This window comes from Amycolatopsis sp. MtRt-6, assembly GCF_017308975.1.
Classification (GTDB): domain Bacteria; phylum Actinomycetota; class Actinomycetes; order Mycobacteriales; family Pseudonocardiaceae; genus Amycolatopsis.
This window is the reverse complement of record NZ_JADWPD010000011.1, coordinates 229,177-246,129: the sequence shown is the minus strand read 5'-3', so window position 1 is coordinate 246,129 and position 16,953 is coordinate 229,177. Positions and strand designations below refer to the sequence as shown.

General features: G+C 72.0%; 21 protein-coding genes. 13 read left to right on the top strand and 8 right to left on the bottom strand.

All coding sequences use genetic code 11. The features are described from left to right. Nucleotides 1-41 precede the first annotated feature (41 nt). Nucleotides 42-770, bottom strand: coding sequence for an ANTAR domain-containing response regulator (locus I4Q55_RS20945; protein WP_206789888.1), 729 nt, complete (start codon nucleotides 768-770; stop codon nucleotides 42-44). Nucleotides 771-1,064: 294 nt separating this feature from the next. On the opposite strand from I4Q55_RS20945, the gene I4Q55_RS20940 reads away from it, so the two are divergent. Then, the gene (locus I4Q55_RS20940; RefSeq protein WP_206789886.1) at nucleotides 1,065-1,430 is read left to right on the top strand and encodes an STAS domain-containing protein; all 366 of its coding nucleotides are present in this window, start codon (nucleotides 1,065-1,067) and stop codon (nucleotides 1,428-1,430) included. Here I4Q55_RS20940 and I4Q55_RS20935 read toward each other — a convergent pair. Continuing rightward, a complete protein-coding gene (locus I4Q55_RS20935) occupies nucleotides 1,427-2,392 on the bottom strand; it encodes a TIGR03557 family F420-dependent LLM class oxidoreductase (RefSeq protein ID WP_206789884.1) in 966 nt (321 codons plus the stop codon). The genes I4Q55_RS20940 and I4Q55_RS20935 overlap by 4 nt on opposite strands. 125 nt (nucleotides 2,393-2,517) lie before the next feature. Between I4Q55_RS20935 and I4Q55_RS20930 the strand changes: the two genes are divergently transcribed. From I4Q55_RS20930 to I4Q55_RS20920, 3 genes are all read left to right on the top strand, one after another. Further along, entirely contained in the window at nucleotides 2,518-2,847 is a 330-nt protein-coding gene (locus I4Q55_RS20930) for a plasmid stabilization protein (RefSeq protein WP_206789883.1), read from the top strand. Between the two features lie 62 nt (nucleotides 2,848-2,909). Then, nucleotides 2,910-3,359 (top strand): ATP-binding protein, encoded by a 450-nt coding sequence (locus tag I4Q55_RS20925; protein ID WP_091310939.1) that lies wholly within the window; start codon nucleotides 2,910-2,912, stop codon nucleotides 3,357-3,359. Continuing rightward, nucleotides 3,356-4,147 (top strand): SigB/SigF/SigG family RNA polymerase sigma factor, encoded by a 792-nt coding sequence (locus I4Q55_RS20920; RefSeq protein WP_206789881.1) that lies wholly within the window; start codon nucleotides 3,356-3,358, stop codon nucleotides 4,145-4,147. Before I4Q55_RS20925 ends, I4Q55_RS20920 begins: the two co-directional genes overlap by 4 nt. A 267-nt stretch (nucleotides 4,148-4,414) precedes the next feature. On the opposite strand, the gene I4Q55_RS20915 is transcribed toward I4Q55_RS20920, so the two are convergent. Continuing rightward, nucleotides 4,415-5,923, bottom strand: a complete 1,509-nt coding sequence (locus I4Q55_RS20915) for a CYTH and CHAD domain-containing protein (RefSeq protein ID WP_206789880.1) — start codon at nucleotides 5,921-5,923, stop codon at nucleotides 4,415-4,417. Between the two features lie 125 nt (nucleotides 5,924-6,048). Between I4Q55_RS20915 and I4Q55_RS20910 the strand changes: the two genes are divergently transcribed. Both I4Q55_RS20910 and I4Q55_RS20905 read left to right on the top strand, forming a co-directional pair. Continuing rightward, nucleotides 6,049-6,570, top strand: coding sequence for a hemerythrin domain-containing protein (locus I4Q55_RS20910; protein ID WP_206789879.1), 522 nt, complete (start codon nucleotides 6,049-6,051; stop codon nucleotides 6,568-6,570). Nucleotides 6,571-6,611: 41 nt separating this feature from the next. Beyond that, complete coding sequence (locus I4Q55_RS20905; protein ID WP_206789878.1) at nucleotides 6,612-7,412, top strand: GAF and ANTAR domain-containing protein; 801 nt, start codon at nucleotides 6,612-6,614, stop codon at nucleotides 7,410-7,412. Between the two features lie 49 nt (nucleotides 7,413-7,461). Here I4Q55_RS20905 and I4Q55_RS20900 read toward each other — a convergent pair whose 3' ends face one another. The 3 genes from I4Q55_RS20900 to I4Q55_RS20890 all read right to left on the bottom strand — a co-directional run bounded on the left by I4Q55_RS20900 (nucleotide 7,462) and on the right by I4Q55_RS20890 (nucleotide 9,412). After that, nucleotides 7,462-7,926, bottom strand: coding sequence for a hypothetical protein (locus tag I4Q55_RS20900; RefSeq protein ID WP_206789877.1), 465 nt, complete (start codon nucleotides 7,924-7,926; stop codon nucleotides 7,462-7,464). 86 nt (nucleotides 7,927-8,012) lie between these two features. Next, nucleotides 8,013-8,852: an aldo/keto reductase gene (locus I4Q55_RS20895; protein ID WP_206789876.1), complete on the bottom strand. Its 840-nt coding sequence runs from the start codon at nucleotides 8,850-8,852 to the stop codon at nucleotides 8,013-8,015. A 98-nt stretch (nucleotides 8,853-8,950) separates the two neighbouring features. Then, nucleotides 8,951-9,412: an SRPBCC family protein gene (locus tag I4Q55_RS20890; RefSeq protein ID WP_206789875.1), complete on the bottom strand. Its 462-nt coding sequence runs from the start codon at nucleotides 9,410-9,412 to the stop codon at nucleotides 8,951-8,953. 136 nt (nucleotides 9,413-9,548) lie between these two features. On the opposite strand from I4Q55_RS20890, the gene I4Q55_RS20885 reads away from it, so the two are divergent. The 3 genes from I4Q55_RS20885 to I4Q55_RS20875 are packed head-to-tail and all read left to right on the top strand — an operon-like array spanning nucleotide 9,549 to nucleotide 10,527. Then, on the top strand, nucleotides 9,549-9,962 hold the full coding sequence (locus tag I4Q55_RS20885; protein ID WP_206789874.1) for a phage holin family protein: 414 nt from the start codon (nucleotides 9,549-9,551) through the stop codon (nucleotides 9,960-9,962). After that, on the top strand, nucleotides 9,959-10,264 hold the full coding sequence (locus I4Q55_RS20880; protein WP_206789872.1) for a DUF3618 domain-containing protein: 306 nt from the start codon (nucleotides 9,959-9,961) through the stop codon (nucleotides 10,262-10,264). The genes I4Q55_RS20885 and I4Q55_RS20880 overlap by 4 nt, the downstream gene beginning before the upstream one ends. Beyond that, on the top strand, nucleotides 10,261-10,527 hold the full coding sequence (locus I4Q55_RS20875) for a DUF4235 domain-containing protein (RefSeq protein WP_206789871.1): 267 nt from the start codon (nucleotides 10,261-10,263) through the stop codon (nucleotides 10,525-10,527). The genes I4Q55_RS20880 and I4Q55_RS20875 overlap by 4 nt, the downstream gene beginning before the upstream one ends. A 57-nt stretch (nucleotides 10,528-10,584) precedes the next feature. On the opposite strand, the gene I4Q55_RS20870 is transcribed toward I4Q55_RS20875, so the two are convergent. Continuing rightward, a complete protein-coding gene (locus tag I4Q55_RS20870; RefSeq protein ID WP_206789870.1) occupies nucleotides 10,585-10,953 on the bottom strand; it encodes an STAS domain-containing protein in 369 nt (122 codons plus the stop codon). 172 nt (nucleotides 10,954-11,125) lie between these two features. On the opposite strand from I4Q55_RS20870, the gene I4Q55_RS20865 reads away from it, so the two are divergent. Both I4Q55_RS20865 and I4Q55_RS20860 read left to right on the top strand, forming a co-directional pair. Further along, complete coding sequence (locus tag I4Q55_RS20865; RefSeq protein WP_206789869.1) at nucleotides 11,126-12,415, top strand: NAD(P)/FAD-dependent oxidoreductase; 1,290 nt, start codon at nucleotides 11,126-11,128, stop codon at nucleotides 12,413-12,415. Between the two features lie 24 nt (nucleotides 12,416-12,439). Further along, nucleotides 12,440-12,994, top strand: a complete 555-nt coding sequence (locus I4Q55_RS20860; protein WP_206789868.1) for a hypothetical protein — start codon at nucleotides 12,440-12,442, stop codon at nucleotides 12,992-12,994. 124 nt (nucleotides 12,995-13,118) lie between these two features. Here the strand turns inward: I4Q55_RS20860 and I4Q55_RS20855 are convergent, their stop codons facing one another. Further along, complete coding sequence (locus I4Q55_RS20855; protein WP_206789867.1) at nucleotides 13,119-14,003, bottom strand: LysR family transcriptional regulator; 885 nt, start codon at nucleotides 14,001-14,003, stop codon at nucleotides 13,119-13,121. Nucleotides 14,004-14,085: 82 nt separating this feature from the next. On the opposite strand from I4Q55_RS20855, the gene I4Q55_RS20850 reads away from it, so the two are divergent. Together I4Q55_RS20850 and I4Q55_RS20845 are read left to right on the top strand one after the other, a co-directional pair. Next, on the top strand, nucleotides 14,086-15,414 hold the full coding sequence (locus I4Q55_RS20850) for a diaminopimelate decarboxylase (protein WP_206789866.1): 1,329 nt from the start codon (nucleotides 14,086-14,088) through the stop codon (nucleotides 15,412-15,414). Nucleotides 15,415-15,454: 40 nt separating this feature from the next. After that, on the top strand, nucleotides 15,455-16,948 hold the full coding sequence (locus tag I4Q55_RS20845; protein WP_206789864.1) for a glycosyltransferase family 39 protein: 1,494 nt from the start codon (nucleotides 15,455-15,457) through the stop codon (nucleotides 16,946-16,948). Nucleotides 16,949-16,953: the final 5 nt, after the last annotated feature.

Below are 16,953 nucleotides of genomic sequence, written 5' to 3'. Positions count from 1 at the left end.
CCTCCGGGTACACCGGCGCCCCTCCGGGTACGCCGAGCAGGTCACGCCGTCGTCGCCACCGCCGCCACGAACTCCGCCGCCACCTCGTGGAGCTTCCGGTTGCCGTCCTGGGAGCGCTTCACCAGCCGCTGGAAGGCTTCCTCCGCCGTGATCCGGTGCGCGGCCATCAGGATCCCCTTGGCCTGGTCGATCACCGCGCGGGTCTCCAGCGCGCGGTTGAGCTGGTCGACCAGCTCGCGCGCCGCGAAGTAGCGTCGCGCGCTACGCAGGCCGATCACCACCGTCGCCGTGTACAGCTCGAGGATCTTGGTGCCCAGCTCGCTGAAGCCGTGCTCGCCGAACCCGAACAGGTTCACCGCGCCGGACATGTCCTCGTCCACCGTCAGCGGCGCGGCGAGGAAGCTGGCCACGCCCAGCTGCTCCGCCGAGGAGACGAACTGCGGCCACAGGTCCCCGACCGCGCCGACGCCGACGCGGACCGGCTGGCCCGTCTCGGCGGCGCGCAGGCACGGCCCGTCCCCGATCCGGTACTGCTCGCGGTCGAAGTTCACCGCCCGCTGGTCGGTGCTGGCCACCGTCTCCGGCACCCCTTCGCGCACCAGGGTGATGCTGGCCATGTCGGCCCCCGGCACCACCTGCACGACGTGGTCGCACACCGCCTGCAGCATCTGGCCGAGGTCGAGCTCGCTGTCCAGCATCGCGGTCAGCGACTCCATCGCGAGCGTGACTTCGTCCAGCCGCGCGGTGAGCTGCTCATCGCCGCCCGTCATCCTGGTGACGCCCCTTCTTCTTCCGACAGGGCGCTCTCAACCAGGGAGGACCCGGGCGCGCGCCACTAGTGGGCCGCTAGCGCTTTAACGGGTCCAGCGCGAGATTACTGCATCCCGATCAGCCCGGGCACGAGCGGTCACCACCGCGGCGCGCCGCACGCCCGTTCGGAGCAACGTCGGTTGCGAGCCGGAGGCGCGGGGTTAGTCTCGGTGGCACGGTTCAACCAGCAGCCGCTCGAACTCCCCCGAGCGCGGCGCTGCGGCCGCGCCGCACCAGGACGGTGGCGAACCGGTATGACCTCTCCCCGAGCCAGGCACCCCGGCCTGCGGCTGCGCACGACGTGGCCCGCCCCGCACGCGGTCCTGGTGACCGCGCGCGGCGACCTCGACAGCGCGACGGCCGGCGACCTGGCCTCGCTGCTCTCCGACCGCCTGTGGGCGACGCCCGAACGGCTGGTCGTCGATCTGTCCGAAGTGGACTTCCTCGGGGTGGCCGGGATCCGGGTGCTCCTGCACACGGCACTGCAGGCCGGGTCGGGCGGCACCGACCTGCTCGTGGTCACCGGGACGAACCCGATGGTCCGGCGGGCCCTGCAGGTGACCGGGGCGGACCGGCGGCTCACACTGGCCGAACACCGGCCCGCCCCCGCGCCCGCCTAACCGCGCAACGCCGGCAGCAGTTCCTTCTCGGCGAAGTCGAGGAAGCCCTCCTGCTGGTCACCGCCGATCTGGACCAGCGCCACGTCGGTGAAGCCCGCCTTCTCGAACTCCTGCACCGCCTCGGCGATCGGCTCGATGTCGGGGCCGCACGGGATCGAGCCGGCGACGTCCTCCTCGCGGACGAACTGCGTCGCTCCGGCGAATCCGGCCGGGCCCGGCAGCTCGGCGTTGACCTTCCAGCCGCCGGCGAACCAGCGGAACTGCTCGTGCGCGCGCTTGACGGCGGCGTCGCGGTCGGTGCCCCACGACACGGGCAGCTGCCCGACCTTGCGGCTCGGCGCGCCGCCGAGCTTCGTCGCGTCCCACTCCTGGGACAGCTCCACCTTCGGCTCGACGGCGATCATCACGTCGGCGACCGGGGCGAACCGCCGGACCGACTGCGAACCGGACACCGCGACGCCGATCGGCGTCCGCTTGTCCGGCAGGTCCCACAGCTTCGCCGAGTCGACGCGGAAGTGCTTGCCGTCGTAGTCGAAGTAGCCGCCGTCGAACAGGCCGCCGATGATCTGCACGGCCTCGGCGAGCATTTCGTGCCGGACGTTGGCGGGCGGCCAGCCCTGGCCGATGACGTGCTCGTTGAGGTTCTCGCCCGCCCCGAGGCCGAGGGTGAACCGGCCGCCCGAAAGCGCCTGCACGGTCGCCGCCTTCTGCGCCACGACCGCCGGGTGGTAGCGCATGGTCGGGCAGGTCACGTAGGTCATCAGCTCGGCTCGCTCGGTCACCTGCGTGACCGCGCCCAGCACGCTCCAGGCGTAGGGCGCGTGGCCCTGTTCGTCCAGCCAGGGCGAGTAGTGGTCGCTCATGACCTCGAAGTCGAAGCCGGCCCGTTCCGCGCCGGCGGCGAACCGGACCAGGTCGTCCGGGCCTGCCTGCTCGGTCATCAGGGTGTAGCCGATCCGCATCGGCGCCTCCTCTCGGTCAGCTTTCCGCTTACCCCTGGGAAGCAGCGGGTAACCACCCCGGCCGGGACGTTTGCGGCGCGATCACGCGGGTACTCATCCCGCGAGACGAGACGAAGGGAGCGGACATGCCTCAGTCGTGGAGCGGCAAGCGCGAACGCCAGTACGAGCACATCAAGGACTCGGCCGAGGACCGCGGGGCGAGCACCAAACGGGCCAAGGAGATCGCGGCCCGGACGGTGAACAAGAACCGCGCCCAGTCGGGTGAGTCCCGCCAGGCGAGCAAGACGTCGCTCAAGGACAAGTCCCCCCAGCGGCGCGGCGGCGAGCGGTCCGGCAACCGGAAGGGCCCGGGCGGCCCGACGAAGGACCAGCTCTACAACGAAGCGAAGAAGAAGAACATCGACGGCCGCTCGAAGATGACCAAGAAGGAACTCGAACGGGCGCTGGGCCGGTGACCATACCCGAAACCCCTGATCACGAAGTGTCAGCATTACACCGGATGGGTAGTACCTCCCGCATGGAAGAAACTCGAAGCGACAGCTCGTTCGGCGGCAAGCCGACCGTCGACGAGCTGCTCGACGAACTCGTCGAGCTGCGGCTCCCCGCCATGGCGGAGCAGATCCCGCTGGTCCGGATGCTCACGCACGGCGTGGTCTCGCGCGCGGACTTCGGGCTGGACGCGATCGCCGACGCCAAGATGGCGGTCGACGAGGCGTGCGCCCAGCTCGTCCAGCTGGCCGAGCTCGGCTCCCAGCTGCAGTGCCGCTTCCGCCTGGCCCCCGACGGCCTGCACGTGATCGTTTCGACCCGCTCGACCGACCCGAGGCCCCCGAGCGACCGCACGTTCGGCTGGCATGTCCTGACGACCCTGAGCCGGTCCGTGACGGCCCACTGCGACGTGCTGCCCGGTGGAGGTGCGGGCATCGTCACGATCGAGCTGGTGCTCAACCCGGGAACGAGCGCGTGAGCGGCGAGCGAAAAACCCTCCTCCACCGCCCGGACGAATATGCCCACTGCGAGCCGCTGTTCGAGGAGCTGGGCACACTCGACGACGGCGACCCGCGGCGCGAAGTCGTCCGGAGCAAGCTGGTCACCGAGCTCCTCCCGCTGGCCGAGCACATCGCCACCCGGTTTTCCGGCCGCGGCGAGCCTCGCGAGGATCTGGTCCAGGTGGCCCGGATCGGCTTGATCAACGCCGTGGACCGCTTCGACCCCACCCGCGGCCACGACTTCCTGTCTTTCGCGGTCCCGACGATCATGGGCGAGGTCCGCAGGCACTTCCGCGACACCGGCTGGTCGGTGCGCGTCCCCCGCCGGCTCAAGGAGCTGCACTTGTCGCTGAGCCAGGGCTCAGCGGTGCTGTCCCAGCGCCTGGGCCGCGCCCCCACGCCGACAGAGCTGGCCGAGCACCTGAACCTCGACGTGGACGAAGTCCGCGAAGGTCTCTTGGCGGGCAACGCGTACCAGGCACTATCGGTGGACAAGCCGGTGCACGACGACGCGGAAGCGCTGTCACTGGCGGACACCATGGGGGAACCGGACCACGAGATGGCGATGGTGGAGAACCACGAGGCCCTCCAGCCATTGCTGCAGGAGCTCCCGAAGCGCGAGCGGGCGATTTTGGTGATGCGGTTCTTCGGGGGCTTGACGCAGACTCAGATCGCGGATCGGATCGGCATTTCCCAGATGCACGTCTCCCGCCTGCTGTCCCAGACGCTGGAGCAGCTACGCGGAAAGCTGACGGGCGAGGGCTAGGAACGCACGACCCGACCGCCCGAAGGCGGCATTTGGTGCGTCCAACGCACCGAAGGCCACATTGGGTGCGTCCAACGCACCGAAGGCCACATTGGGGCGCACCTCCGGCCACACCCCCCTGCCGACCCGATACGCAGCCGCATCAGCGGCCGGCAGGCCGGGTCAAGGCACGCTTTCCCGCCTTGACGCGGTCTGCCGGCCGCTGAACAATCCGGCGTTCGGGCCGGCGGGAAAACCCCGGCAGAAGCAGACCGGCAGAAGCCCAGCTCACCCCAGCCAACCAGGCCGTTCTCCCTTCCGCACGCGCCGCCACTCCCCCAGAAACCGCTCCCGCAACTCCCCAGCCCGCCCGGCATCCCGCGCATGGAGCATTCCGAACGTGAAGGTGTTCTGCCCCTCACCATGCCCGGCAACAGCAAGCTGCCGCAGCACACCCCGCCCCACAACAGTGTCCTGATGCTCCCCCAGCGTCCCCTGAACAGCCTTCACGTTCTTCCGCCACGCCCGCAGCTTCTTCCCATAAACAGGCTTCACGACATCGGCGGCATACCGAGCCCGCTTCGCCTTCTTCCGCACATCGTGCAGCGCCCTCTCAAGCTCTTCACCAACCAACCCCCGCGCCGCAGCTTCGGCACGGCTCAGCTTCGAAGCGGCTTTCCGCACCGGCTTACGCAGCCCGGTCTTCGCCGGCTTACGCGCGGCAGCGGTCAACACCGGCTCCTCCACCAAAGCATCCAGCGCACGCAGGACCCCGAGATACCGCTTGGAAGTCAACGCAGTCAAAGCCCGAGCCCGCCCTTCCTCCGCCTCCCGCGCGAAGTACCGGGTAAGAAACTGCCGCAACGGGCCGAAAACCAGCTCCGAAGGCACATCGTCAAGCTGCGCCCGCAGCCGCGCCTCGACGACCTCGGTATCCCGAGCCGGCGACAGCTGACGCCCCAGCCACCGCAGCTCGCCCGCGACCGGCCCCGCCTCGACCAGAGCCCCGAACGTCCGCAGCGTGCTCCGCAGCTTCCGGATGGCAACACGCATCTGGTGCACCGAATCGTCGACGTCCAGCCGAACCCCGACGTCCGCCCGGCGCAACCGGCCGTACTGCTCCCGCAAAGCGGCCACCACGACATCCCCCGCGGACGGCTTCTTCCCCAGCCGCGCCGCCGCCGGCACCCGGTCACCGACAAGCCGCCGCAGCTTGGACGGCCAAGGCGACGCCGAAGCGCCGGCCGCGACCAGCGCCCGGTCGAACTCCCCGAGCAACCCGGGATCGGCCGACGGATCCAGCTCGAGTTCCAGCTCGCGCCACGAGTCGAGCCGCACGGTCTCACCGCCGACCTCGCCCGTCACGTGATCGTCGGTCAAGATCGCGATGGTCCCGCCATCGGCACCGGCCAGCCGATGGGCGAACCGAACGGTCCGCAAGCGCGCGATCGGCACCAGCTTCTCCCCCAGCGTGTACGCCTGCACGAGCCGCCGCAGCCGGCCCGGCACCTTGTTCGGGTCGCCGCCCAGCGGGAGCTGCAGCTCCTGGCGCTCGTCGGCCGACACCGGCAGCTTCAGGTGCCAGCCCGCGTCGGGCCCACCGACGCGCCGCCGCAGCGTGATGCCGCCGCGGGCCAGCCGGAACGTCTCCGTGTCGTAGTAGGACGCGTCGAGGACGTGCTCGACCGGGTCGTCCTGGGTTTCGACGCCGCCGACGCCGATCAGGCGGGGCACGCCGCTGCCCGCGACGATCTCGTACTTGCGTTCGCGCTCGGTCACCGCGGACGGCGCTGCCATGGTTCGTCCTCTCTGGGGCCGGGTTCACCGCAGGGATACCCGCACGGCGTCCGGCCGACACGGGATTCGGTGCCGGAGCAGCGGGTATCCGGTTCTGCCAACCCGAGCCCGGACCAGGAGAGTGCATGAACGGCAACCAGCCCGCAACCGATCTGACGACCATCCTCGCCGGCGACCACCGCGAGCTCGACCGGCTCTGCACCGAGCTCGAGCTCGGCCAAGGCAGTCCGGAGAACCGCAAGGACCTCGCCGACCACCTGATCGCGGAGCTGGTCCGGCACGCCGTCGCCGAAGAGCCCTTCCTCGACGGCGACGGCGATCTCGCCGAAGCCGACGGCCTGATGCGGCAGCTCGAAGGCGCGGGACCGCAGGAGCCGCGGTTCGAGCGCCTGCTGGGCGGGCTGATCCGCGCCATCCGGCGGCACGTCCGCGAGGAAGGGCCCGCGGTCGTGCGCGAGATCCGGCGTACCTGTTCCGCCGAGCGGCAGGCCGAACTGGGCAGAGCCGTCGTCGAGAGCCGCGATGCCGCGCCGACGCTTCCCCACCCGGATCTCGCCGACCGCATGCCGCAGGCCGATCAGCTGTGGCCGGGACCGGGATTCGTCGACCGGGCCCGTGCCGCGCTGCGGACCCCGGCATCGGGTTGAATGGGAGGCTGGCCACCCATACCGAAGGACAGCGAGGATCCATGAGCGTCGGCGAAGAGGAGTGGGCCCGGGAACGGGCCGGGTTCGGGCAGGACGGTGAACCGGCGCCGGGGCTGCTGGCGGGGCAGTTCGCCGATCTCACGCGAACCCTGCTCGACGCGACGCCGACCGTCGGCGGCGTGCTCAAGCTCGTCGTCGGCGCCGCGACCGCGCTCGTGCCGGGCGCCGACCTGGTCAGCGTCACCCTGCGGGACGCCGACGGCGCGTTCCACACCCCGGTCGAAACGGACGCGGTCGCCGAGCGGCTGGACCAGGTGCAGTACGACCACCGCGAAGGCCCGTGCGTCGAATCGGCCCGCCCGGACGGCCCGGCCGTCGCCTGGTCGCAGGACCTGGGCCGGGACCCGCGCTGGCCGGTGTTCGGCCCGGCCGCCGCCCGCCACGGCTACCACTCGGTGCTGGCCACGGCCCTGCTGCCGGACGCCCGCCCGCCCCGGCTTTCCGGCGCGCTCAACATCTATTCGCGCACGCCCGGCGCGTTCGACGCGCGGGCGATCGACCTCGCGCTGCTGCTGGCGACGCACGCGTCGCTGGCCCTCGCCCACACCCAGGCCGTGGCCTCCGCGGAGCTGGAGTCGGCGCACCTGCGCCGCGCGGTCGACAGCCGCGACGTCATCGGTCAGGCGAAGGGCATCCTGATGCAGCGCCGCGGCATCAGCGCCGACGAGGCCTTCGACGTGCTGCGCCGCGCGTCGCAGGACCTGAACGTCAAGCTCGCCGACCTGGCCAGGACGCTGGCCTCGCGGCACACCGAGGTGGATCTGCCGGCTTCCGAAGGCTGACACGCCGAAGGCGCCACCTTCCCGGGAAAGTGGCGCCTTCGATCGCTTTTTACTGGGCCGAATAGGGAGACCGGTTCTCCAGCGACGGGCTGGCGGTCGGGTACCGGCCGTCCTGGCCCGGCACCGGGGCGACCGTCGGACCCTGCTCCGCCTCCGCTCGCGGGCGGGGGCCGCGCTGGACGACCGCCTCCACTTCCTGCTCACCGCGGATGCGGGCCAGGACGCCGAGGGTGATCGCGTGGGCCAGGGCGAGGATCAGCAGCAGCACGCCGATCCGGCCGACGACGCCGGGCAGGTCGCTGCTGCCCATTTCGATGGTCGAGATCAGGGCGAGCACACCCAGCGTCGCGAGGTGGAACAGCACCGTGACCAGGCGGGTCATCGACGCGCCCGCCGCCGGGTCGCCGTAGGAGTTCTCCAGGTACCGGCGGCCGCTGCGGTAGATGATCTGCCCGTCTATCAGGACCAGCGCAACGCCGATCGCGAGGAACGACAGGTACGCGTTCGTGGTCATGCCGGACGCTCCTTCCTGGGGGACCTTGCCGGAGGAATACCCGGCAGGTCGCGCAGGGAAACGCCGCGGTCACGCGGTGAACACCGTCACCCCGCGAAGGTGTCCGGATCCCCTCCGGTGCGGCGGCCTTCGTCGAGCCTGCCGATCGCCGCCATGTCCTCGTCGTCGAGCGCGAAGCCGAACACGTCGATGTTCTGCCGGATCCGGTCGGGCGAAGCGGACTTCGGGAAGACGATGTTCCCGAGCTGGATGTGCCAGCGCAGCACCACCTGCGCGGCCGTCCGCCCGTGCTTTTCCGCCAGGCCGGTGAGCACCGGGTCGCCGAGGACGTCGGCGCGGGCCAGCGGGCTCCACGCCTGGGTGGCGATGCCGTGCGCCCGGTGGTACTCGCGCAGCCGCGCCTGCTGCAACGCCGGGTGCAGCTCGATCTGGTTGACCGCCGGCACGGTCGAAGTCTCTTCGGCGAGCCGGTCGAGGTGGGCGGGCTGGAAGTTCGACACGCCGATGGCGCGGGCCTTCCCGGCCCGGAGGATCTCCTCGAACCCCTGCCACGTCCGGACGTAGTTGTCCTTGGCCGGCAACGGCCAGTGGATCAGGTAGAGGTCGACGTAGTCGAAGCCGAACCGGCGCAGGCTGCCTTCGAGCGCGGTGATCGCGTTGTCGTGCCCGTGGGCGTCGTTCGCCAGCTTGGTCGTGACGAACACGTCTTCGCGGGCCACGCCGGATTCCGCGATCCCGGCGGCGACGCCGGCCTCGTTGCGGTACATCTGCGCGGTGTCGATGTGGCGGTATCCCGTTTCCAGGGCCGTGCGCACGGCCTGGGCGGTTTCCCCGGGCGGGATGTCGAACACGCCGAACCCGAACTGGGGGATGCGCACGCCGTTGTTCAGTTCCAGCGTGGGGACGTCGGCAGTGGTGGTCGTCATGCGTACGTCCTACCCGACGTTTCCCGGACGCGAAACGCGGCGGGACGAGATCACCCGCCCCGCCGCGACAACTCACCCCGAACGGGTGACTCGCGAGCTTACTGTCCCGGGCGATCCACGTCGCCGCGCCAGCCGCCGGTCTCCCGGCCGCGCTGCTCGACGAACTCCTTGAACCGCTTGAGATCGCCCTTCACCCGGCGGTCGAGGACGCCGAGCTTGTCGGCGACGTTCTCGGCGAAGCCCTCCGGGTCGATGTCCATCTGCGCGGTCACCCGGGTGTGTGAGTCGTCCAGCCGGTGGAAGGTGATGACGCCGGCGTGGTCCGGGCCGGAGTCCGACGTCCAGGCGACCCGCTCGTCGGGGTGCTGCTCGGTGATCGTGGCGTCGAATTCCCGCGTCACGCCGCCGAACCGCGTCACCCAGTGGGTGTGGGTGGCGTCCAGCTGGCGGATCTCTTCGACGCCCTCCATGAACTTCGGGAACTCCTCGAACTGCGTCCACTGGTTGTACGCGGTGGAGACGGGGACTTCCACATCCACGATTTCGGTGATCGTGCTCATGCACTCCTCCTCGTCGGTGGTCGGTCTTCGGCATCGAAGGGCACAAAGCGGCTACCCGGCGCACCGGCGGTCAAACCCGGCGCGGTTGACCCGTGCCGGGCCCGGGTACCCGCCGCCCAGGCGAAGGAGGTGTGCGGTGATCGAAGAAGCAAACAGGAAACCGGCGGCCGACCGTTCGGTCGGCGAGCTGGTGACGGACCTGACCGACGAGGTCAAGCGGCTCGTCCGGGACGAGATGCGGCTCGCGGTCTTCGAACTGCAGCGCAAGGGCAAGAAGATGGGCCTCGGCGCCGGGTTGTTCGGCGCGGCGGGCCTGTTCGCGTTCCTCGGCGCCGGCACGCTGGTCGCGGCCGCCGTGCTGGCGCTCGCGCTCGTCGTGCCCGGCTGGCTGGCGGCGGTGATCGTCGCGGTCGCGCTGTTCGCCGTCGCCGGGATCGCGGCGCTGGTCGGCAAGAAGGAAGTGTCGCAAGGGGTGCCACCGGTACCCGAAGAGGCCATCAGCGGCGTCCGCGAAGACGTGGACACCGTGAAGCAGGGAGTGCGGACATGAGCGGGGACTTCCCGAAGAACGCCGAGGAGGCGCGGCTCGACCGGGACACCACCCGGGAAGAACTCACCGAGACCCTGGCAGCGCTCGGGCAGAAGCTCGACGTCAAGGCCAGGGTCAAGGAGAACGTCGACGACAAGCTCGACCAGGCGACCGCGAAGGTCGCCGACGTGACGAACGAACCGACCGCGGCCAGGTTCCGCCAGGGCGCCGACGCCGTCCGCGCCAACCCGGTGCCGGTCTTCGCCGGCGTACTGGGCCTGCTGATCCTGATCCGCCTGATCCTGCGCCGGAGGAACTCGTGAACAAGACGCTCTACAAGCCGCTGAGCTGGGTGGTCGGTGCCCTGGGCGGCATCCTCGCCGGCCAGGTCTTCAAGCAGGTCTGGAAGCGCGTGGCCGGTGAAGACGACGCTCCCGACGCCACCGACCGCGACTACACCTGGCGGCAGGTGGTCGTCGCGGCGGCGGTGCAGGGGGCGATCTTCGGTGCCGTCAAGGCCGCCACCGAGCGGGCCGGCGCGGTCGGCTACCGCAAGGCCACCGGCGACTGGCCGGGCGACGACTGAGTGCCCGGCTTCCTGGTGTCCACAGTGGACGGCCGGGAGGCGTGCCCGCGGAAGCGGTCACGCCTCCCGGCCGGGCTCGGGGGCGAGGCCGGCGAGCGCGGCGCCGACGCCGGGGTGGATCTTCAGCACCAGGTCGGCACCGGTGGCTTCCAGCGATCGGGTGACAGCGTGGCCGCCGAGCACGACGGCGAGCTCGGCGCGGTCGTGCGCCTGCAGCAGCGACCGGACGCCGGCGCAGCTCAGGAACGCCACCCGGGTGAGGTCGGCGACCAGCCGCGGCCCGGTGGCGAGGGCTTCGTCGAGCGTGCCGATCGTGGCGGCGTCGATGTCGCCCACCAGGGTGAGGACGGTGATCCCGCCCGGACGTTCGGTCGTGGTGACGGTCAGGCCGGACGGTTCGTAGATCGTGCGGAAACAGTCGTACATGGCGCTCCCTTTGTTCCAGCGTTGCAGGGGCGCTGACCGGAGCACGTGTCTGAACAACAGCCAACACCCCTGACCGTACGCCCCTGAGCCGCGAGGTCAACCCCGCGGGTTTCCCGGCCCCGACCTCGGGTAATCCGTTCGGGACGGAAATCGGCGCCCCGGAAGGAGATCCATGCGTGTCGTGATCGTCGGCGGCGGTTTCGCCGGTTACCACGCGGCGAAAAGCCTCCGAAAGGAAGCCGGCGAAGACGTTGAAGTCGTGGTGCTGAACCCAACCGATTACTTCCTCTACCTGCCGTTGCTGCCCGAAGTGGCGGCCGGGATCCTGGACCCGCGGCGGGTCGCGGTTTCGATCCCCGAGACGCTGCGCGGGGTCCGGCTCGTGCTCGGCGTGGCCACCGGCGTGGACTTCGACGCCCGCCACGTCACCTACACCGACCCCGAGGACAACGAACACCGGATCGGGTACGACCGGCTGGTACTGGCCGCGGGCAGCGTCAACAAGCTGTTGCCGATCCCGGGCGTGCCGGAGTACGCGCACGGGTTCCGCGGCGTGCCGGAAGCGCTGTACCTGCGCGACCACATCACGCGGCAGATCGAGCTGGCCGCCGCGGCCGAAGATCCCGCCGAGCGCGACGCCCGCTGCACGTTCGTGGTGGTCGGCGCGGGCTACACCGGCACCGAGGTCGCCGCCCAGGGCCCCGCGTTCACCGCGGCGCTCGCCGCGCGCCACCCCGAGCTGGCAGGGCAGCGGATCCGCTGGCTGCTGCTGGACGTCGCCGAGCGGGTGCTGCCCGAGCTGGACAAGCGGCTGGGCCGCACCGCCGACGAGGTGCTGCGCGCCCGCGGGGTCGAAGTGCTCATGAAGACGTCGGTGGACCACGCCGACGCCAAGGGCGTCACGCTGACGAACGGGGACAGCGTCCCCACCCGCACCCTGGTGTGGTGCGTGGGCGTGCGGCCGGACCCGCTGGTGGCCGACCTCGGGCTCGAGACGGCGAAGGGCAGGCTCGTGGTGACCGAGCAGCTGAACGTGCCGGGCCGCGACGACGTGTTCGCCTGCGGCGACGCGGCCGCGGTGCCCGACCTCACCCGCCCCGGCCAGTACACCGCGATGACCGCGCAGCACGCCGAGCGGCAGGGCAGGCTCGCCGGGCGCAACGTGGCGGCGTCGCTGGGCTACGGCCGCCCGGGGACCTACCGGCACCACGACCTCGGCTTCGTCGTCGACCTCGGCGCCGGTGCGGCGGCGGCGAACCCGTTGCACATCCCGCTGTCCGGGCGGCCGGCGAAGGCCGTGACGCGCGGCTACCACCTCATGGCGATGCCGGGCAACCGCGTGCGCACGGCCGCCGACTGGGCCCTGGAGGCGCTGACCGGCCGCCAGACCGTCCAATTGGGACTCGTCCGGTCCGGGGCCGTGCCGCTCGACACGGACAGCCCGGAACTCCCCCGTCGCTGAAGTCTTTTGGTGAAAGGAACGCGCATGCCCGCCGAACCCGAACCCGTCCGCTCCGAAGGCCCTTCGGTGGTGACTGCCGGAGACCCGTCGGGCCCCAAGGTGATCGTGCTCGACCCGGCCGGCGCCGGGAAGCACGACGAGCTGCCCGCGACCTGGCGGCCGCTGGCCCGCAAGCGGGCGGTGTTCTGGTGCCGGGTCCCGGCGGGCGGAGCCCTGACCGAAGCCGACGACCTCCTCGGCGACGCGGGCCCGGGCGACCCCGAGATAGCGGTGGTGGCGAGCGGCCCGTTCGCGGCGGAGGCCCTGCAGCTCGTCGAGCGCCACCCGGGCGCGGCAACGCACCTGCTGCTCGTCGACCCGGCCTCGGACGCCTTCCTGTCGGCAGCCGACGCGGCAGCGGCCAACGACGCCTGGCTGGCCGAACACGACGACGTGGTGGCCAAGCTGCGCGGGGCGGGCACGGAGGTACGAGTGGTGGCGTCGAGCAGCGAGAGCCTGGAGGACCGGGTGCCGCCGCCGCTGCCGCTGGGCCACCCGGAGGTGGTGACGGCGGTGCGCGCGGCGCTCGGGGCGGATTAGCGGCCCGGCCTGGCCGGGTCTTGCTGGGCCCCGCCCAGCTCGACCCGGCTCAACCCACCCAACCCCGCCTACCCACCTGCGCCCCGCCAGCCCCACACAGCCCACCCGGCCACCGCCCGGCAAACTAACCGCCCCGGCCCCCAGCCAGCTCCACGAACCCCCGCACCACCGCGGACACCGCACCCGCCCGCCAGGCCAACCCCAGATCGATCCTCGGCGCCGGATCCTCCAACCTCCGCAACACCACGCCCCGTCGCCGCAGGGCTCGGGCCCGGTGCTCCGGGACCGCCGCCACGCCCGCTCCCTCCGCCACCGCGCGCATCAACTGCTCGTCCTCCGGTTCCTCGCGGACGATCGGCGGCAGCCCGCCTGGCCAGACCTGGGCGCTGATCGCGTCGTACTGGCCGGGGCCGTTCTCGCGGGGCCAGAACACCACCGGCTCCGCGGCGATCGCCGCCCTCCGCAGGCGGCCGCGGTGGCGGGCCAGCGGGTGGCTCGACGGCAGGGCCAGCAGGACCTCCTCCGAGCCGATCACCGCGACCTCGATGCCCGCGGCCGTCACCGGGGGCCGGACGAAGCCGATGTCGATTTCGCCCGCCGTCAGGCGGGCCAGGTTCAGGCTCGTCCAGCCCGTCTCCAAGGCCAGCTCGACGTCCGGGTGCCGGTCGCGGTACGCCGCGACCAGGTCGCCTGCCAACGGGCCTGGCGCCGACCGCGTGTACGCGATCCGCAGCCGCCCCGCGTCGCCCCGGCCCGCCGCCGCCACCGCGCCGCGGGCTCGCTCCAGCCGGTCGAGCAGGTCGCGGGCCTCCACCGCGGCCACCCGGCCGGCGTCGGTCAGCGCGAACCGCGGGCCCGTGCGGTCGAGCAGCGCCACCCCGAGGTCCGCTTCGAAGGCGCGGATCTGCTGGCTCAGCGACGGCTGGGACACGAACAGCCGAGCGGCCGCCTTCGTGAAGTGCATCTCCTCGGCGAGCACGGCGAAGTAGTGCCATCGGCGCAGGTCCACCCAGCGATTATAGGGCTATCCTATGGTTTCATCGGGACGAAGTCTTGGACGCCCCGGCCTGCCCGCTGCTGTCCTGTGTCCCGTGACCACGACCAGCGCACCCCTGACCCGCACCGACCGCAAGCTGCTCGCCCTCGCCGCCGCGGCGGACCGGGGGCTCGCCGGCCCGCTGGCCGGGTTCGTCGACCTGGCCGCCGTCCGGGAAGCCGTCGAAGACCTGACCACGGCGTTCGCGCCGCTCGGGCGCGTCCAGCACACGGTCGCCGCCAAGGCGTGCGGTCTCGCGCCGCTGCTGCGGTTCCTCGGCGAACTCGGGATCGACGCCGAAGTCGCGAGCCCGGGCGAGACGGCGGTCGCCGAAGCCGCCGGCCTGCGCGGCCCGCGGCTCGTGCTCGACTCCCCCGCCAAGACGACCGCCGAGCTCGCCCACGCGCTGGCCGAGGGCACGGCGATCAACGCCGACAACTTCCAGGAACTCGCCCGGCTCGACGCGCTGACCGGCGCGACGCCGCCGCGGTCGGTGCTGGGCCTGCGGATCAACCCGCAGGTCGGCGCGGGGCGGATCGGCGACACGAGCACGGCCACCGCGGCGTCCAAGTTCGGCATTCCCTTGACGGACAACGGAAACCGCGCACTGTTGCGCGAGGCGTTCCGACGCCGGCCGTGGCTGACGCGGCTGCACGTCCACGTCGGCTCGCAGGGCTGCCCGCCGGAGCTGATGGCCGACGGCGTCGCCGCGGTGCACGAACTCGCCGAGGAGATCAACGCCGAAGCCGGGTACCGGCAGGTGACCAGCCTCGACCTCGGTGGCGGGCTGCCGGTGGACTTCACCTCCGACGAGCCGGGCCCGACCTACGCCGGCTACGTCACGACACTGCTGAACCGGGTCCCGGCGCTGGCCGGCGGGCAGTACACGTTCGTCACCGAGTTCGGCCGGTCCTTGCTCGCGAAGAGCGGCTTCCTCGTCAGCACGGTGGAATACACGAAGATCGCGGGTGGGCGGCACATCGCCGTGACGCACGCGGGCGGCCAGGTGGCGGCGCGCACGGTGCTCCAGCCGGCGCACTGGCCGCTGCGGGTCGGCGCGTTCGACGCGGCCGGCACGCCGAAGACCGGACCCGAAGTACCGCAGGACATCGCCGGTCCGCTGTGCTTCGCGGGCGATCTGCTCGCCCGGGAACGGCCGCTGCCGCTGCTCGAACCGGGTGACCTCGTCGTCGCCCACGACACCGGCGCGTACTACTTCGGCGCGCACTACGCCTACAACACGCTGCCGCGTCCGGCGGTGCACGGGTTCACCGTGTCGCCGAACGGTGACGTCGAGTTCACGCCGCTCCGCCGCGCGCAGACCCTCGCCGAGCTGGTCGCCGACGCGGGCGGCGAATTCCTCGGAGCGCTCCCGGAGGCGTGACCACCGGCGTACGATCCGGGCACGCCGAGGGGAGACTGCCATGGGGGCGGATCGGGAGCTGCCGCGGTTCGCCGCGCTGCCGGTGGGGATCGTCGTCGCGGTGCAGGCCGTCGTGCTGACGGCGTTGTCCGGCCGCTACGGCTTCCACCGCGACGAGTTGTACTTCGTCGCCGCGGGCCGCCGTCCGGATTGGGGATACGTCGACAATCTGCCGATCACGCCGTGGCTCGCCCGCGCGGCCACCGCGTTGTTCGGCGAAACACCGAGCGGCCTGCGGGTGGTCGCGACCCTGCTGGGCATGGCGACCGTCGTGGTCGTCACGCTGATCGCCCGCGAGTTCGGCGGCGGCCGCGGTGTCCAGCTGTGCACCGCGCTCGCGACGGCGCTGTCGTCCTACGTCCTGGTCGTGTCGCACATGCTGGCGACCAACTCCGCGGACGTGCTGGTGTGGTCGGCGCTCACGCTGTGCGGCCTGCGGCTGCTGCGCACCGGCGACGGCCGGTGGTGGCTGGCCGTCGGCGCCGTCGCCGGGCTCGGCCTCGCGAACAAGTGGCTCGTCCTGCTCCTGCTGTCCGGGCTCGGCATCGGGGTCGTCGTCGCCGGACCGCGCCGGGTCCTGCGGACCTGGTGGCTCGCGGCCGGCGTCGGGATCGCCGCCGTCCTGGCCGCGCCCGTGCTGCTCTGGCAGGCGTCGCACGGCTGGCCGATGCTCACCGTGGCCGGCGGGATCAGCGAGGACGACGGCGCCGGGAACCGGCTGCTGTTCGTGCCGATGCAGCTGGTCCTCCTCTCGCCGGTGCTGGTGCCGGTGTGGATTGCCGGGCTCGTGCGGCCGTGGCGCGAACCCGGCCTGCGGTGGGCCCGCCCGCTGACGATCGCCTACCCGGTCGTCTGCGTCGAGCTCCTGATCGTCGGCGGGAAGCCGTACTACGCCGTGCCCCTGCTGCTGCCACTGGTGGCACTGGGCGCGGAACCGGTGCTGCGGTGGCTCGGCCGGGGCCGGACGCTCCGGCGGGCCCTCACCGGCGCGGCCGCCGCGGTGTGCGTGGTGGTGTCCGTCCTCATCGGACTCCCGGTGGTGCCGGCGACGGCGCTGAACGGCCCGCTGCTGGCGATGAACAAGGAGCCCGGCGAGCAGGTCGGCTGGCCGGACTTCGCCGGCAGCGTCGCGGGTGCCTGGCGGCGGATCCCGGACGCCGAGCGCGACACCGCGGTGATCCTCGCCGGCAACTACGGCGAGGCCGGGGCGCTCGAACGCTACGGGCCCGAGCACGGGCTGCCGCAGCCGTACTCGCCGCACATGTCGTACGCGGACTGGGGGCCGCCCCCGGACCGGCTGGTCGGCCCGGTGCTGCTCATCGGGCGGATCGAGCACGGCTCGCCCGCGGCAGACCTGATCACCGGGTGCCGCGCGGTCGCGAAGCACCACAACGCCGCGGGCGTCGACAACGAAGAGGAAGGCGTCACGCTGTCGCTGTGCACGCTGACGCGGCCGTGGTCCGTGGCGTGGCCGCAGCTCCGGCAGTACTACTGAGCGGT

Excerpts from the sequence above, each read along its gene's own strand:
- I4Q55_RS20940 (WP_206789886.1), top strand. The coding sequence starts at position 1,065 with ATGACCTCTCCCCGAGCCAGGCACCCCGGCCTGCGGCTGCGCACGACG.
- I4Q55_RS20870 (WP_206789870.1), bottom strand. The coding sequence starts at position 10,953 with ATGTACGACTGTTTCCGCACGATCTACGAACCGTCCGGCCTGACCGTC.
- I4Q55_RS20860 (WP_206789868.1), top strand. The coding sequence starts at position 12,440 with ATGCCCGCCGAACCCGAACCCGTCCGCTCCGAAGGCCCTTCGGTGGTG.
- I4Q55_RS20905 (WP_206789878.1), top strand. The coding sequence starts at position 6,612 with ATGAGCGTCGGCGAAGAGGAGTGGGCCCGGGAACGGGCCGGGTTCGGG.
- I4Q55_RS20865 (WP_206789869.1), top strand. The coding sequence starts at position 11,126 with ATGCGTGTCGTGATCGTCGGCGGCGGTTTCGCCGGTTACCACGCGGCG.
- I4Q55_RS20895 (WP_206789876.1), bottom strand. The coding sequence starts at position 8,852 with ATGACGACCACCACTGCCGACGTCCCCACGCTGGAACTGAACAACGGC.
- I4Q55_RS20910 (WP_206789879.1), top strand. The coding sequence starts at position 6,049 with ATGAACGGCAACCAGCCCGCAACCGATCTGACGACCATCCTCGCCGGC.
- I4Q55_RS20925 (WP_091310939.1), top strand. The coding sequence starts at position 2,910 with ATGGAAGAAACTCGAAGCGACAGCTCGTTCGGCGGCAAGCCGACCGTC.
- I4Q55_RS20935 (WP_206789884.1), bottom strand. The coding sequence starts at position 2,392 with ATGCGGATCGGCTACACCCTGATGACCGAGCAGGCAGGCCCGGACGAC.
- I4Q55_RS20930 (WP_206789883.1), top strand. The coding sequence starts at position 2,518 with ATGCCTCAGTCGTGGAGCGGCAAGCGCGAACGCCAGTACGAGCACATC.
- I4Q55_RS20880 (WP_206789872.1), top strand. The coding sequence starts at position 9,959 with ATGAGCGGGGACTTCCCGAAGAACGCCGAGGAGGCGCGGCTCGACCGG.
- I4Q55_RS20945 (WP_206789888.1), bottom strand. The coding sequence starts at position 770 with ATGACGGGCGGCGATGAGCAGCTCACCGCGCGGCTGGACGAAGTCACG.
- I4Q55_RS20915 (WP_206789880.1), bottom strand. The coding sequence starts at position 5,923 with ATGGCAGCGCCGTCCGCGGTGACCGAGCGCGAACGCAAGTACGAGATC.
- I4Q55_RS20845 (WP_206789864.1), top strand. The coding sequence starts at position 15,455 with ATGGGGGCGGATCGGGAGCTGCCGCGGTTCGCCGCGCTGCCGGTGGGG.
- I4Q55_RS20890 (WP_206789875.1), bottom strand. The coding sequence starts at position 9,412 with ATGAGCACGATCACCGAAATCGTGGATGTGGAAGTCCCCGTCTCCACC.
- I4Q55_RS20900 (WP_206789877.1), bottom strand. The coding sequence starts at position 7,926 with ATGACCACGAACGCGTACCTGTCGTTCCTCGCGATCGGCGTTGCGCTG.